Raw genomic sequence first — 13256 nt, forward strand, 5'->3', positions numbered from 1 at the left:
ATTGATGAATATCGTATGCATAGGCGGCGGCCCGGCCGGACTGTATTTCGGCCTGCTGATGAAGAAGCAGGATCCGGCCCACGTGATCACCGTCATCGAACGCAACCGGCCGTACGACACGTTCGGCTGGGGCGTCGTGTTCTCCGACCAGACGCTGGGCAACCTGGCGGCGGCCGATGAGCCGAGCGCGCGCGCCATCCTGCAATCGTTCAACCACTGGGACGATATCGACATCCACTTCAAGGGCCAGCAGGTCAGCTCCGGCGGCCACGGTTTCTGCGGCATCGGCCGCAAGCGCCTGCTCAACATCCTGCAGCAGCGCTGCGAGGAACTGGGTGTGCGGCTGGTGTTCGAGACGGAGGTGGCGGACGACCAGGAGATCGCGGCCCGCTATGGGGCCGACCTGGTGATCGCTTCCGACGGCCTCAATTCCCGTATCCGCACGCGCTACGCCGCCACCTTCGCGCCGCAGATCGAAACGCGCCAGTGCCGCTTCGTATGGCTGGGCACGAAGAAGAAGTTCGACGCCTTCACCTTCGCCTTCAAGCAGACCGGACATGGCTGGTTCCAGGCCCACATCTACCAGTACGACGGCGACACCTCGACCTTCATCGTGGAGACGCCGGAAACCGTGTGGCGCGCCGCCGGGCTGGAGGAAATGAGCCAGGAGCAGAGCATCGCCTGGTGCGAACAGCTGTTCGCCGAACAGCTGGACGGCCACGCGCTGATGTCGAACGCTTCCCACCTGCGCGGCTCCAGCGTGTGGATCAAGTTCCCCCGCATCGTGTGCGGCCAGTGGGTGCACTGGAACGACACGCCCGCCGGCCCCTTGCCGGTGGTGCTGATGGGCGACGCGGCCCACTCGGCCCACTATTCGATCGGTTCCGGCACCAAGCTGGCGCTGGAGGACGCGATCGAACTGGCGCGCTGCTTCGGTGCGTACCAGGACAGCGCCGCCGCGCTGGCCGCCTACCAGCAGGTGCGCGCGGTGGAAGTCTTGAAGATCCAGAGCGCGGCCCGCAATTCGATGGAATGGTTTGAGAACGTGGAACGCTACAGCGCCATGGAAGCGCCGCAGTTCGCCTATTCCATGCTGACCCGCAGCCAGCGTTTGTCGCACGAGAATTTGCGCCTGCGCGATGCGGCCTACGTGGCCGGCTTCGAAGCGTGGTTCGCGCGGCGCGCGTTCGCGCAGGCGGAACTGCCCGCGCCGGCCAGCCTGGCCATCCCGCCCATGTTCACCCCGTTCAAGGTGCGCGGGCTCACGCTCAAGAACCGCATCGTCGTCTCGCCGATGGCCCAGTACAGCGCAGTGGATGGCACCGTGGGCGACTACCACCTGGCCCACCTGGGCGCGCGCGCGCTGGGCGGGGCCGCGCTGGTGTGCGCGGAAATGACGTGCGTGTCGGCCGACGCCCGCATCACGCCGTTCTGTCCCGGCATGTACGCGCCCGAGCACACGGCGGCATGGAAGCGCATCGTCGATTTCGTGCATGCCAACAGCGACGCGAAGATCGCGCTGCAGCTGGGCCATGCTGGCGCCAAGGGCTCCACCCGCGCCATGTGGGACGGCATCGACCTGCCGCTGGAGCGCGACAACTGGCCGCTGCTGTCGGCCTCGCGCCAGCAGTACCTGGCCGGCGTGTCGCAGACGGCGCGCGCCGTCACCACGGCCGACATGGCCCGCATCGAGGCCGACTTCGTGCGCGCCGCGCTGGCGGCCGAGGAGGCGGGCTTCGACTGGCTGGAACTGCACTGCGCGCACGGCTACCTGCTGTCGTCGTTCATCTCGCCGCTCACCAACGAGCGCGGCGACGAATATGGGGGCAGCCTGGAAAACCGCTGCCGCTTCCCGCTGCGGGTGTTCGCGGCCGTGCGCGCCGTGTGGCCGGCGCATAAGCCGATGAGCGTGCGCATCTCGGCCCACGACTGGGTCGAAGGCGGCATCACGCCGGACGACGCGGTGTGTATCGCGCGCCTGTTCAAGCAGGCCGGGGCCGACCTGATCGATTGTTCCTCGGGCCAGGTCAGCAAGCTGGAACGCCCGCAGTACGGGCGCATGTTCCAGACCCCGTTCGCCGACCGGGTGCGCAACGAGGCCGGTATCGGCGCCATCGCCGTCGGTTCCATTTTCGAGGCCGACCACGCCAACGGCATCATCGCCGCCGGCCGCGCCGACCTGTGTGCCGTGGGCCGGCCGCACCTGGCCAATCCCGCCTGGACGCTGGCCGAAGCGGCCCGCATCGGCTACGCTGGCGCGTCCTGGCCCAAACAATACCTGGCCGGCAAGCAGCAGCTGGAACGCAACCTGGAACGCGAGCGGCAACTGGGCGCCGCCAGCGCCGGCCTGACGCCGCAACAACTGGCCGCGCGCCTGCTGGAGGGCTGAATTATGAAGGCAGAACCATGAGGGCTGAACCATGAACCCCATCGCCGCATCGCTGGAAGGCCGGCACGCCCTGGTCACGGGCGGCGCGCGCGGCATCGGCGCAGCCTGCGCGCGCGCGCTGCTGCTGCGCGGCGCCAGTGTCACGCTGGCCGGGCGCGATGGCGCCGCGCTGGCCGAGACGGCCGCGCAACTGGACACACTGGGTCGGGTGGAAACGGAGATCATCGACGTCGCGGACGAAGCGAGCGTGCTGGCCGGTTTCGCGCGCGCGGTCCGTTGCGCGGGGCGTGTCGACATCCTCGTCAACAACGCCGGCCAGGCCACCTCTGCGCCGTTCGGCAAGACCGACGCGGTGCTGTGGCAACGCATGCTGGACGTGAACCTGACGGGCACCTTCCACTGCACCCAGGCCGCGCTGCCGGCCATGCTGGAGGCGGGCTGGGGCCGGGTAGTCAACGTGGCCTCGACGGCGGGGCTGGTGGGCTACCGCTACGTGGCGGCCTACGTGGCGGCCAAGCACGGCGTGGTGGGACTGACCCGGGCGCTGGCGCTGGAAGTGGCCGCGCGCGGGGTGACCGTCAACGCCGTCTGCCCCGGCTACACGGAAACGGATATGGTGCGCGCCGCGATCGCCAACATCGTGGCCAAGACGGGCCGCGACGAACAGCAGGCGCGCGCCGGACTGGCGGCCGGCAACCCCCAGCAACGGCTGGTGCAGCCGGAGGAGGTGGCCAACGCCGTGGCCTGGCTCTGCCTGCCCGAATCGGCCGCCATGACGGGGCAAGCCATCGCCGTCGCCGGCGGCGAGGTGATGTAACACCGCATGTCATCAATCATTGGAACGGAACCCCATGTCACGCTCAGAGAACCACGACCTTCCCGCCATGCCGGAGCAGGACGACGAAGCGCCGGTGCTGGACCTGGCCAGCCGCCTCACGGATGACCATCACCAGTCGCTCAAGCTGTGGCTGCGCATGCTCTCGTGTACGATGCGGATCGAGAACGAGATCCGCAGCCGGCTGCGCACCACCTTCGGCATCACCTTGCCCCGTTTCGACCTGATGGCGCAGCTGGAACGCTATCCGGACGGGCTGCGCATGGGCGAACTGTCCAAGCGCATGATGGTCACGGGCGGCAATATCACGGGCATCACCGACCAGCTGGAACAGGAAAAGCTGGTGCTGCGCGTGCCCGATCCCAAGGATGGCCGGGCCTACAGCGTCAAGCTGACGGCCGCCGGCCGCCGCACCTTCGCCACCATGGCGGCCGTGCACGAACAATGGATCGCCGAGCTGCTGCAGGACATGCCCGGCGCCGACAAGGCCCGGCTGATCGAGTTGCTGTCGCAGATGAAGCGCCACTTGAACGCCTCCGACGACAAGTGAGCGAACACTCGTCAGACACGCGGCACATATGACGAAACACGAAGCACACATCAGGCACCAACCTAGCACCCACCAAGGACACCCCATGCGATACCTTCCCGGCGAAGCGCAGCGCCTGCCCGGCAACGTCGCCAGCCTGGCCAGCCACCAGGCCAGCCACTTCCTGTTCACCGTGGCCGACGGCGTGGCCACCGTCACGTTGAACCGGCCCGAGCGCAAGAATCCGCTCACCTTCGATTCCTACGCTGAACTGCGCGAGCTGTTCCGCGCGCTGGCCTATGCGCAGGACGTGAAAGCCATCGTCGTCACGGGCGCCGGCGAAAACTTCTGCTCCGGCGGCGACGTGCACGACATCATCGGCCCGCTCACCAAGCTGGACATGCCCGGCCTGCTGGCCTTCACCCGCATGACGGGCGACCTGGTGAAAGCCATGCGGGCCTGCCCGCAGCCGGTGGTGGCGGCCGTGGATGGCATCTGCGCCGGCGCCGGCGCCATCCTGGCCTTGGCCTCGGACCTGCGCCTGGCCACGGCGCGCAGCAAGACGGCGTTCCTGTTCACCCGGGTCGGCCTGGCCGGCTGCGACATGGGCGCCTGCGCGCTGCTGCCGCGCGTGATCGGCCAGGGCCGCGCCGCCGAACTGCTGTACACGGGCCGCTCCATGTCGGGCGGGGAAGGGGAGCGCTGGGGCTTCTTCAACAGCTTGCACGAGCCGGACGCGCTGGCCGGCGCCGCGCAAGCGCTGGCCCGCAGCCTGGCCGATGGCCCCACCTTCGCCCACGGCATGACCAAGAAAATGCTGCAGCAGGAGTGGAACATGGGCGTGGACGAGGCGATCGAGGCGGAAGCCCAGGCCCAGGCCATCTGCATGGCCACCAACGATTTTCACCGCGCTTACCACGCCTTCGTGGCCAAGCAAAAACCGGCGTTCGAGGGGGATTGAGCATGGCCGACAAAAGCTATCTGGACTGGCCATTCCTGGCGCCCCAGCACGCCGAGCTGGAACGGGCGCTGGACGCCTGGGCCGCCGCCAATATCGTGGACGGCCACCATGCCGACGTGGACGCGGCTTGCCGCAAGCTCGTCGGGCAACTGGGCGCGGCCGGCTGGCTGCGCCACGCCGTGGGCGGCACGCAGTGGGGTGGCCATGGCGAGGCTATCGACACCCGCGCCCTGTGCCTGATCCGCGAGACGCTGGCGCGCCACAGCGGCCTGGCCGATTTCGCGTTCGCCATGCAAGGCCTGGGCTCGGGCGCCATTTCCCTGTTCGGCAGCGCCGCACAGCGCGCCGCGTATTTGCCGGCGGTGGCCAGCGGCGCGGCCATCGCCGCCTTCGCGCTATCGGAGCCGCAGGCCGGCTCCGACGTCGCGGCCCTCGCTTGCGCGGCCGTGCGCGACGGCGACCATTATGTGCTGGACGGCGAAAAGACGTGGATCTCCAACGGCGGCATCGCCGACTTTTATGTGGTGTTCGCACGCACCGGCGAGCAGCCCGGCGCGCGCGGCATCAGCGCCTTCATCGTGGACGCGGATACGCCGGGACTCGAGATCGCGGAGCGCATCAACGTGATCGCGCCCCATCCGCTGGCGCGGCTGCGTTTCGCCGGCTGCCGGGTGGCGGCCAGCCAGCGCATCGGCGAGACGGGGCAGGGTTTCAAGGTGGCGATGGCCACGCTGGATGTGTTCCGCACCTCGGTGGCGGCGGCCGCGCTGGGTTTCGCGCGGCGCGCGCTGGATGAGGCCCTGGCCCGCGCCACCGGGCGCCAGATGTTCGGCCAGGCGCTGGCCGACTTCCAGCTCACCCAGGCCCGGTTGGCCCAGATGGCGACCGGCATCGACGCGGCCGCGCTGTTGACCTATCGGGCCGCGTGGCAGCGCGACCAGGGCCGCAACGTGACGAAGGAGGCGGCCATGGCCAAGCTGACGGCCACCGAGACGGCGCAGCAGGTGATCGATGGCGCCGTGCAGCTGTTCGGCGGGCTGGGCGTGGTCAGCGAGCAGCCCGTCGAGCGGCTGTACCGGGAAATCCGCGCGCTGCGCATCTACGAGGGGGCGACGGAAGTGCAGCAGCTGATCATCGCGCGCGAATTGCTGAAAGCCGCGCCGGCCGCACGTCAACATGAGGAAAAAGAAAAGAAATGAGTGAGCAAATGAAAATCCTGCAACCACCGGGCTGGCCGCGCCCGCGCGGTTATGCCAACGGGGTGGCCGCGCGCGGCACCACCGTGTATGTCAGCGGCATGATCGGCTGGGACAGCCAGGGCCAGTTCCATACGGACGACTTCGCGGGCCAGACCCGCCAGGCGCTGCAGAACATCGTCGCCGTGCTGGCCGAGGCCGGCGCCCGGCCCGAGCACATCGTGCGCATGACCTGGTATGTGCTCGACAAGCGGGAATATGTGGCGGCCTGGCCGGACATCGGCCGGGCCTACCGCGACATTATCGGCGCCCATTACCCGGCCATGACGGCGGTGCAGGTGGCGGGCCTGATCGAAGACCGGGCCCGGGTGGAAATCGAAGTGACGGCCGTGGTGCCCGGGCCTTACAGCGCGGGTGAATAATCCTGGAACCGTAGCGGCCCACTTTTCGGGCTGGGGAACGGCAGGAACGGATGGGGCAGCAGCCAGTGCTCGCTGACTCTTTGTGCCAACGAGTAATAGTAGCGCTGCTCGATCACGTGCGCGTCGTACCCCATGGCGATGACCAGGGTGGGGAACAGTTGCAGTGAGGAGTAACCTTGGCCGGGGGGAATCTGCCCTTGCGCGGAGCCGCTGATCTGGCGCGCGTACGTGCTGTCGCCGATCAACCATAGCGGAACCTCCAGTTCCTGCAGCGACGGCTCGGCGTTGCAATGCGACGATTTGGCGGGGTCGAACTGCTGCCCATGGTCCGAGGTATAGATGACAAATACCTGGTGCAGGTCGATATCGGCCAGCATCGTGTCGAAGAAGGCGCGATTGGCGTAGGTCACCGCTTCGCGGTAACGTTGGTGGCGGTCAAACTTTGCCGTGGCCTCGCTGGCGGGGTAGTTGGACTCGTAGGGGAAATGTGCGCCGCGTTTGACGACATACATAAAGGAGCGGCCAGGCGCCCGTAATTCAGCATTGAGCCGCTTGGCCAGTTCACGATCCGATTCGTGGCCGGCATCGATCGCCGCGTAATCATCGACCAGGTTGCGTTCACCCAGGGACATGAAGTTTTGCGGTGGTCCGCTGGTCTGGGCATCGAACAGATGGGTTCTATAACCGGCCGCCCTGGCATAGCCAAACAAGCCAGGATTGGCGCGGGGATCGGCCTTGATATCGCCCTGGACGCGCGGGTTCGCGCCCCAGCGGATCAACGCATTGGAACCCGAACTGCAGGGCACGGTCGTGCGCGCGGCAGGCAATTCCGTCGCGCCATGGCGCCGCATGTCCGCCCCGAACGCGTCCCGGAACACATCCGGGCGCACGCTTTCATCGACGATCATCACCACTTTCATGGCACCAGCGTTTACCTGTCGCTCGGTCACGGCACCTGGCGAGGGAATGCTGCGATTCAGGTAGTCATTCACATAGATAGGCAGGTTCGATTCCCATGGCATCGGATTCGGGCCGAAACGGGACAGCGCGACGATCGATAGGCCAAACATGACGGGAACGGAGATTTCCGCACGGCGCCACAGATTGGCCGATGCGCGCGCGCGCAGCACCGGCCGGCCGAACCAGCGCGCGGCCAGCAGCAGACCCAGAACCAGCAGCGCCATCAACGCGCCGCGCAGGAAACTGGCGCGGAATTCGACGATGGCGGCGAACAGGAAGGCCGACTCCGAGGCTAACCATTCGAACGTTTCCGTCGTCAGGGATGTACCGGTGATGAGTTTAAATGTGACGTTGGTGAGATAACTCGTCAGCACCAGGCTGAGAAAGGTAACGAAGACCAGGCGGCGCATGGTCAGGCAAGCGAGATAAATGATGCCTGCGGTGATGCCCAGCAAGGCCACGCGCAGCAGCGAACTGCGATAGGCGTGCGTCGACATGAACATGGTGATCGCATTGATCTGCAGGTAATTGATCATGGCAATCGCGGCCAGCGCGCACAGCGCCGACAGGGCCAGACGTTGCCCCGCGCTGAGATTGGATAATTGGCCGAACGGCCATGGGCGTTTAGACATGTTCTCTGTGTGGACGTTAATTATAGGTCGGTTTGCATCCAATCCTGGCGCGCATGGAATGGTTACACGGTGGCACGGCAAGGCGGGTGCTGATGCTTGGTCCCAGGAGCGGTTGGCATACTTGGATTGCTGATTATAACATTAAGTTGCATAATTAACAAAACATCCCATCGCCATGCTGCTGGCTCGCCCGGCCGATGGCGGCGGTGTCGCACGGGACGATGGAACAGGCATTCTTTGTGATTATTTTTGAAAATATTTTTAGCAATATGCTATATTTTACAATGTGGCGCTAATTGTTTATTGAAGGGTAAGAAATGAAAACACGTTTTCGTAACATCGCGGTACTGCTGCTTACTATGCTGCTGGACGCCCACGCGTCGGCCGCAACCTCACTGTTGAGCACGGAAAATGAACACCAATTGGCCGCATGGCTGGGGCGGGGATCGATTGCGTTTAATAACATCTATACCAAGGCGCTTGGCGATACGGCGCTGGATTTTCACCGCGCCGTGGACGGCAAGGGGGCCACGTTCTCCGTCATGGAGGCGAGCAATGGCTCCGGGCAAACCTGGCTGATCGGTGGCTACAATCCGCAGAGCTGGCAGTCCACCGGCGGTTACAACATGACCTATGATAACGCTGCGCGCACGTCGTTCCTGTTTAATTTGACGCGCTCTGAAATTCACCGGCAGACCCCGCAAAGCCCTATCTATGACACCGTTGGGGCTTATCAAGCCTATAACGGCGCCAATATGGGCCCGACCTTCGGCATCGGCCGTGACTTGTTCGTGCCGTACAACCTGACCACGAACGGCGTGTCGCTGTTGTACTCCTATATCGATCCGGCGGTCGGCAACTTCTATACCAGCATTCTGGATGGTGGCCCCTATACCGGCCCCAATGTGACCTTCGGCGCCATTCAAGTATTTACCATCTCCGCCGTGCCGGAGCCGGCCAGTGCCCTGATGCTGGTGGCGGGATTGGGCCTGATGGCGGCGGTGCGCCGGCGCCAGGCGCGCGCGCCCGGGATGTGAGGCGGCGCCGGCCGCTAGTCGGCCAGCAGCGCCGTATAGACGCCCAGTTCCTGGCGGATCCAGGCATCGATGCTGTAAGTGGCGACGACGTGTTGGCGTGCGCGGGCGGCCTGCGCGCGGTAGCGGCCATAGTCCTCTTGCAGCGCCAGCACGCAGCGCACGAAATCGGCCGTGTCGCCGGCGCGGAAATAGGTGCCGTGCAGCTCGGGTGTGGCCACTTGCCGGTGACCTTCGATGTCCGACAGGATCACGGGCACTTCGCAGGCCATGGCCTCGATGACGGCCGCCGGGCAACCTTCGTTGTGGGATGCCTGCACGTAGACGTCGATGTCGTCGTTGAGCGCGGCCGGGATGTCGCTCACGGCGCCGGCAAAGTGCACATAGTCCGCCACCCCTTCGGCCACGGCCAACGCTTCGAGCGGCTGGCGTAGCTGGCCATCGCCGATCAGGGTCAGCTCAATATTACGCACCTGGTGTTCGCGCACCAGCAGGCCCATGCCCCGTATCATCAGTTCGATGTTCTTGACGGGATTGAGGCGGCCCACGAAGCCCAGCCGCAGGCGTGCGCCTTGCTGGTGCCGGTGCGGGCGCAGGCGCTGGAACCGTTCCACGTCGGTGGCGTTGGGAATGACGACGATGCGCTGGCGCGCCACGCCGTACTGCACCAGCATGTCGCCGATATGCTCTCCCACGCAGATCACTTTCTCCATGCGCGCCAGATCAAGCACCCATTTGCGCTGCTTCAAGCGGTCCAGGTAGCGCCGCGTGCCGCGCGGCACGGGCGTGCTGCCTATCGTGCGCAGGAACTTAACGTTGGGGAACAATCGCGCCAGCTGGTTGATGACCCGCGCGCCCGGGTCGAAATACAGGTGCACGATGTCGAAATGGCCGGCCGCGATCAGGCGGCGCGCCGCCCGGGCATACGCCCACACCGTCCACGGCCGTTGCAAGGAGCAATTGGCCGGCAGGTCGAAATGCAGTTTGACGTCCGGCGCATACGCTTGCGCCGCCTGGGCCGCGGCCGCCGTGCGGATGCCGTCGAAGGCGATTTCCACCGTGTGCCCGAGTTGCTGCAATCGGGACGCTTGCGACAGCATCATGCGTTCCAGCGTACTGAAATTATTGATGGGGTAACCCATGAACCGCAATATGCGCATAGTGCTCCGAATCGTATCGGCCCGTCGCCGCCGGTGGGCGACAGCCAGCAATCTAGTGGTCCCCCCGACAAGAATCGAACTTGTATCCCACGCTTAGGAGGCATGTGCACTATCCATTGTGCTACGGGGAGGCGTCTGCGCCGGCAAGCGCCAGGCACGCCGTGCGATCCAGGCTGGGCGGACGCCCACGGTCGCGACGGTTGTTGCAACGACCGCAAGACTACACGTGTCGCGCAAGGATTGCAATTATAGCCGACAGTTAGCCAAGTTATGGCCGCGCACGCGCCAGTGTCGGTACAATGCGTGCTTCATTCATCCATTCCGCGGTCGCGCGCGCCTGATCGGCGCCTGCCCGCACACCTTCTCATTCATTATGGCAGTCATCTCTTTATCCTCGGCGCAACTGGCGTTCGGCCACGTCGCGCTCCTCGATCACGCGGAATTTTCCCTGGAAACGGGCGAACGCGTGGGCTTGATCGGGCGCAACGGCACCGGCAAATCCTCCCTGTTGAAAATCATCTCGGGCCGTTTCAAACTCGATGACGGCTTGCTGGTGATGCAGCAGGGCTTGAAGATCGCCTATGTGGAGCAGGAACCCGTGTTTGATCCGGAGATGACGGTGGCCGAGGCTGTGGCGGCCGGTATGGGCGAGCTGCAAGACTTGCTCAAGGAGTACGACGCGCTCACCGGCCAGTTCGGCCAGGGCGACGACGAGGCCCTGATGGAGCGCATGCACGACATCCAGGTCAAGCTGGACGCGGCCGACGCGTGGAGCCTGCCCAACAAGGTGGCCACCACGCTGGGCAAGCTCAACCTGCCGGGCGAGATGCTGATGAAGACGCTGTCGGGCGGCATGCAGAAGCGGGTGGCGCTGGCGCGCGCGCTGGTGTCGGCGCCGGACGTGCTGCTGCTTGACGAACCGACCAACCACCTGGACTTCACCTCCATCCTGTGGCTGGAAGGCTTGCTGCGCGACTTCAAGGGCAGCGTGCTGTTCATCACCCACGACCGCTCTTTCCTAGACAACGTGGCGACCCGCATCATCGAACTGGACCGCGGCCGTTTGCTGTCCTACCCAGGCAACTTCAGCGCCTACCAGGTGCGCAAGGCCGAGCAGCTGGAGATCGAGGAAGTGGAGAACGCCAAGTTCGACAAGTTCCTGGCCCAGGAGGAAGTGTGGATCCGCAAGGGCGTCAAGGCGCGCCGGGTGCGCGACGAGGGCCGGGTGCGCCGGCTGGAAGCGTTGCGCCTGCAGCGCAGCGCACGCCGAGAACAGCAGGGCCAGGTGCGGCTGGACGTGTCGGCCGGCGAACGCTCGGGCAAGATCGTGGCCGAGATGGAAAATATTTCCAAGACCTATGGCGAGAAGGTCATCATCAACGACTTCAGCGCCACCATCCTGCGCGGCGACAAGGTGGGCTTGATCGGCGCCAACGGCGCCGGCAAGACCACGCTGCTCAAGATCATCCTGGGCGAGGAGGCAGCCGACGCCGGCACCGTGCGCCTGGGCACCAAGCTGCAGGTGGCGTATTTCGACCAGATGCGGGCCCAGCTCAACGAGGACGCCAGCCTGATGGACACCATCGCGCCGGGCAGCGACTGGGTCGAGATCAACGGCCAGCGCAAGCACGTGATGAGTTACCTGGGCGATTTCCTGTTCGCGCCGGAACGGGCCCGCTCGCCCGTCAAATCCTTGTCCGGCGGCGAACGCAACCGCCTGCTGCTGGCGCGCCTGTTCGCCAAGCCGGCCAACTGCCTGGTGCTGGACGAACCGACCAACGACCTCGACATCGACACCCTGGAATTGCTGGAGGAATTGCTGGAGGATTACACGGGCACCGTGTTCCTCGTCAGCCACGACCGCACCTTCCTCGACAACGTGGTGACCCAGGTCATCGTGGCCGAAGGGGAGGGCCGCTGGCGCGAATTCGTCGGTGGCTACACGGACTGGGAACGGGTGCGCACGGCCGCTCCCGCGCCGGCCCCGGCCAAGGCCGTGCCCAAGGCCGACAGTAAGGCCGCGCCGGCCGCGCCGGTGGCCGCGCCAGCGGCCAAGCCCCGCAAGCTCAGTTTCAAGGAACAGCGCGAGCTGGACGAATTGCCCAAGCTGATCGCCAGCCTGGAGGATGAGCAGACGGCGCTGGCGCTGCAACTGTCCGACCCGGACTTCTACAAGAAGAACGCGGCCGAGGCCAAGCGCGTCAACGCCCGCATGGAAGCGATCGAGGACGAGTTGCTGGCCGCGCTGGAGCGGTGGGAAGCGATCGAATCCGGCCCGCGCGGCTGACATGGTGCCGCGCTGGCTCGTCAGGACATGCGAAATGTTGTAACATAGTCATTTCGTGGCCGCCCGCTGGCGGCCTTTTTTTTAGCCCGGAAAACGTATGCCCACACCCAGTCATTATTCGCCGCCGGCCGGCCCCTTGCGCCGGGGGCGCCATGCTTGAGCGCCAGGCCTGGCCCCGCGTGCTGCCGTTCGTTGCCTACCTGGCCTTCATTTTCATCGCCGACCTGCTGACCCGCCAGGGCGTGGATGCGGCGTCGTTGCGCTGGCTGTATCCGGTCAAGATTGCCATCGTGCTGGGGCTGCTGCTGGCTTACTGGCGGCGCTACGAAGAATTGCGGCCGGCCCGGCTGGACTGGCGCGCGGCCGTGACGGCCGTGGCGGCCGGGGTGCTGGTGCTGGTGTTGTGGATTAACCTCAACGCGGGCTGGATGACGCTGGGCGAGGGCGCAGGATTTGATCCGATGACCAACGGCAAGATAGACTGGCTGCTGGTGACGGTGCGTATCGCGGGCGCGGCGCTGGTGGTGCCCGTGATGGAGGAACTGTTCTGGCGTTCCTACCTGATGCGCTGGATCGTCGCGCCCCGGTTCCAGCAAGTGGCTCCCGCACAGTTGGGATTACGGTCTTTTGTTGTCACAGTGGTATTATTCGGCGTCGAACATAATCTGTGGTTGGCCGGCATGGTCGCCGGCGCCGTGTACGGCCTGCTGTACATGCGCAGCGGCAGTTTGTGGTCGCCCATCCTGGCCCATGGCGTGACCAACGGCTTGCTGGGGGGCTGGATAATTTCTACGGCTCACTGGACTTACTGGTAATATTGATAAATAGCAGTTTGATATTTCACAAAGAAG

Annotated in this window: 11 protein-coding genes and 1 tRNA gene; 9 read left to right on the forward strand and 3 right to left on the reverse strand. The window is 65.5% G+C overall.

Annotation, left to right across the window (positions count from 1 at the left end):
- The first annotated feature begins 4 nt into the window (after positions 1-4).
- The 6 genes from H3H39_RS23750 to H3H39_RS23775 all read left to right on the forward strand — a co-directional run bounded on the left by H3H39_RS23750 (position 5) and on the right by H3H39_RS23775 (position 6332).
- A complete protein-coding gene (locus H3H39_RS23750; protein WP_182156860.1) occupies positions 5-2389 on the forward strand; it encodes a bifunctional salicylyl-CoA 5-hydroxylase/oxidoreductase in 2385 nt (794 codons plus the stop codon).
- A gap of 31 nt (positions 2390-2420) precedes the next feature.
- Entirely contained in the window at positions 2421-3206 is a 786-nt protein-coding gene (locus H3H39_RS23755; protein ID WP_182156861.1) for an SDR family NAD(P)-dependent oxidoreductase, read from the forward strand.
- 34 nt (positions 3207-3240) lie between these two features.
- Positions 3241-3774, forward strand: a complete 534-nt coding sequence (locus H3H39_RS23760) for a MarR family winged helix-turn-helix transcriptional regulator (RefSeq protein WP_182156862.1) — start codon at positions 3241-3243, stop codon at positions 3772-3774.
- A gap of 85 nt (positions 3775-3859) precedes the next feature.
- On the forward strand, positions 3860-4714 hold the full coding sequence (locus tag H3H39_RS23765) for an enoyl-CoA hydratase family protein (protein ID WP_182156863.1): 855 nt from the start codon (positions 3860-3862) through the stop codon (positions 4712-4714).
- 2 nt (positions 4715-4716) lie between these two features.
- Positions 4717-5913 carry an acyl-CoA dehydrogenase family protein gene (locus tag H3H39_RS23770; protein WP_182156864.1) on the forward strand — a complete coding sequence of 399 codons (1197 nt, stop codon included), beginning with the start codon at positions 4717-4719 and terminating at the stop codon, positions 5911-5913.
- 8 nt (positions 5914-5921) lie between these two features.
- Entirely contained in the window at positions 5922-6332 is a 411-nt protein-coding gene (locus H3H39_RS23775) for a RidA family protein (RefSeq protein ID WP_182156865.1), read from the forward strand.
- Here H3H39_RS23775 and H3H39_RS23780 read toward each other — a convergent pair.
- The gene (locus H3H39_RS23780) at positions 6314-7924 is read right to left on the reverse strand and encodes a sulfatase-like hydrolase/transferase (protein ID WP_182156866.1); all 1611 of its coding nucleotides are present in this window, start codon (positions 7922-7924) and stop codon (positions 6314-6316) included. The two genes, H3H39_RS23775 and H3H39_RS23780, sit on opposite strands and share 19 nt — an antisense overlap.
- A gap of 317 nt (positions 7925-8241) precedes the next feature.
- Between H3H39_RS23780 and H3H39_RS23785 the strand changes: the two genes are divergently transcribed.
- A complete protein-coding gene (locus H3H39_RS23785) occupies positions 8242-8961 on the forward strand; it encodes a PEP_CTERM-anchored TLD domain-containing protein (protein WP_182156867.1) in 720 nt (239 codons plus the stop codon).
- A 14-nt stretch (positions 8962-8975) separates the two neighbouring features.
- Here the strand turns inward: H3H39_RS23785 and H3H39_RS23790 are convergent, their stop codons facing one another.
- The gene (locus H3H39_RS23790) at positions 8976-10118 is read right to left on the reverse strand and encodes a glycosyltransferase family 4 protein (RefSeq protein WP_182156868.1); all 1143 of its coding nucleotides are present in this window, start codon (positions 10116-10118) and stop codon (positions 8976-8978) included.
- 56 nt (positions 10119-10174) lie between these two features.
- Positions 10175-10249 (reverse strand) — tRNA-Arg (locus H3H39_RS23795).
- Positions 10250-10491: 242 nt separating this feature from the next.
- Between H3H39_RS23795 and H3H39_RS23800 the strand changes: the two genes are divergently transcribed.
- Both H3H39_RS23800 and H3H39_RS23805 read left to right on the forward strand, forming a co-directional pair.
- On the forward strand, positions 10492-12405 hold the full coding sequence (locus tag H3H39_RS23800) for an ATP-binding cassette domain-containing protein (protein WP_182156869.1): 1914 nt from the start codon (positions 10492-10494) through the stop codon (positions 12403-12405).
- A gap of 152 nt (positions 12406-12557) precedes the next feature.
- Entirely contained in the window at positions 12558-13220 is a 663-nt protein-coding gene (locus H3H39_RS23805; RefSeq protein WP_182156870.1) for a CAAX prenyl protease-related protein, read from the forward strand.
- Positions 13221-13256 lie beyond the last annotated feature (36 nt).

Origin of the sequence: Rugamonas apoptosis (assembly GCF_014042355.1) — a bacterium.
In the GTDB taxonomy this organism is placed as follows: domain Bacteria; phylum Pseudomonadota; class Gammaproteobacteria; order Burkholderiales; family Burkholderiaceae_D; genus Rugamonas; species Rugamonas apoptosis.

Coding starts and splice junctions, on each gene's coding strand:
- H3H39_RS23805 (WP_182156870.1), top strand. CDS start 12,558: ATGCTTGAGCGCCAGGCCTGGCCCCGCGTGCTGCCGTTCGTTGCCTAC.
- H3H39_RS23780 (WP_182156866.1), bottom strand. CDS start 7,924: ATGTCTAAACGCCCATGGCCGTTCGGCCAATTATCCAATCTCAGCGCG.
- H3H39_RS23775 (WP_182156865.1), top strand. CDS start 5,922: ATGAAAATCCTGCAACCACCGGGCTGGCCGCGCCCGCGCGGTTATGCC.
- H3H39_RS23770 (WP_182156864.1), top strand. CDS start 4,717: ATGGCCGACAAAAGCTATCTGGACTGGCCATTCCTGGCGCCCCAGCAC.
- H3H39_RS23790 (WP_182156868.1), bottom strand. CDS start 10,118: ATGCGCATATTGCGGTTCATGGGTTACCCCATCAATAATTTCAGTACG.
- H3H39_RS23760 (WP_182156862.1), top strand. CDS start 3,241: ATGTCACGCTCAGAGAACCACGACCTTCCCGCCATGCCGGAGCAGGAC.
- H3H39_RS23755 (WP_182156861.1), top strand. CDS start 2,421: ATGAACCCCATCGCCGCATCGCTGGAAGGCCGGCACGCCCTGGTCACG.
- H3H39_RS23750 (WP_182156860.1), top strand. CDS start 5: ATGAATATCGTATGCATAGGCGGCGGCCCGGCCGGACTGTATTTCGGC.
- H3H39_RS23800 (WP_182156869.1), top strand. CDS start 10,492: ATGGCAGTCATCTCTTTATCCTCGGCGCAACTGGCGTTCGGCCACGTC.
- H3H39_RS23785 (WP_182156867.1), top strand. CDS start 8,242: ATGAAAACACGTTTTCGTAACATCGCGGTACTGCTGCTTACTATGCTG.
- H3H39_RS23765 (WP_182156863.1), top strand. CDS start 3,860: ATGCGATACCTTCCCGGCGAAGCGCAGCGCCTGCCCGGCAACGTCGCC.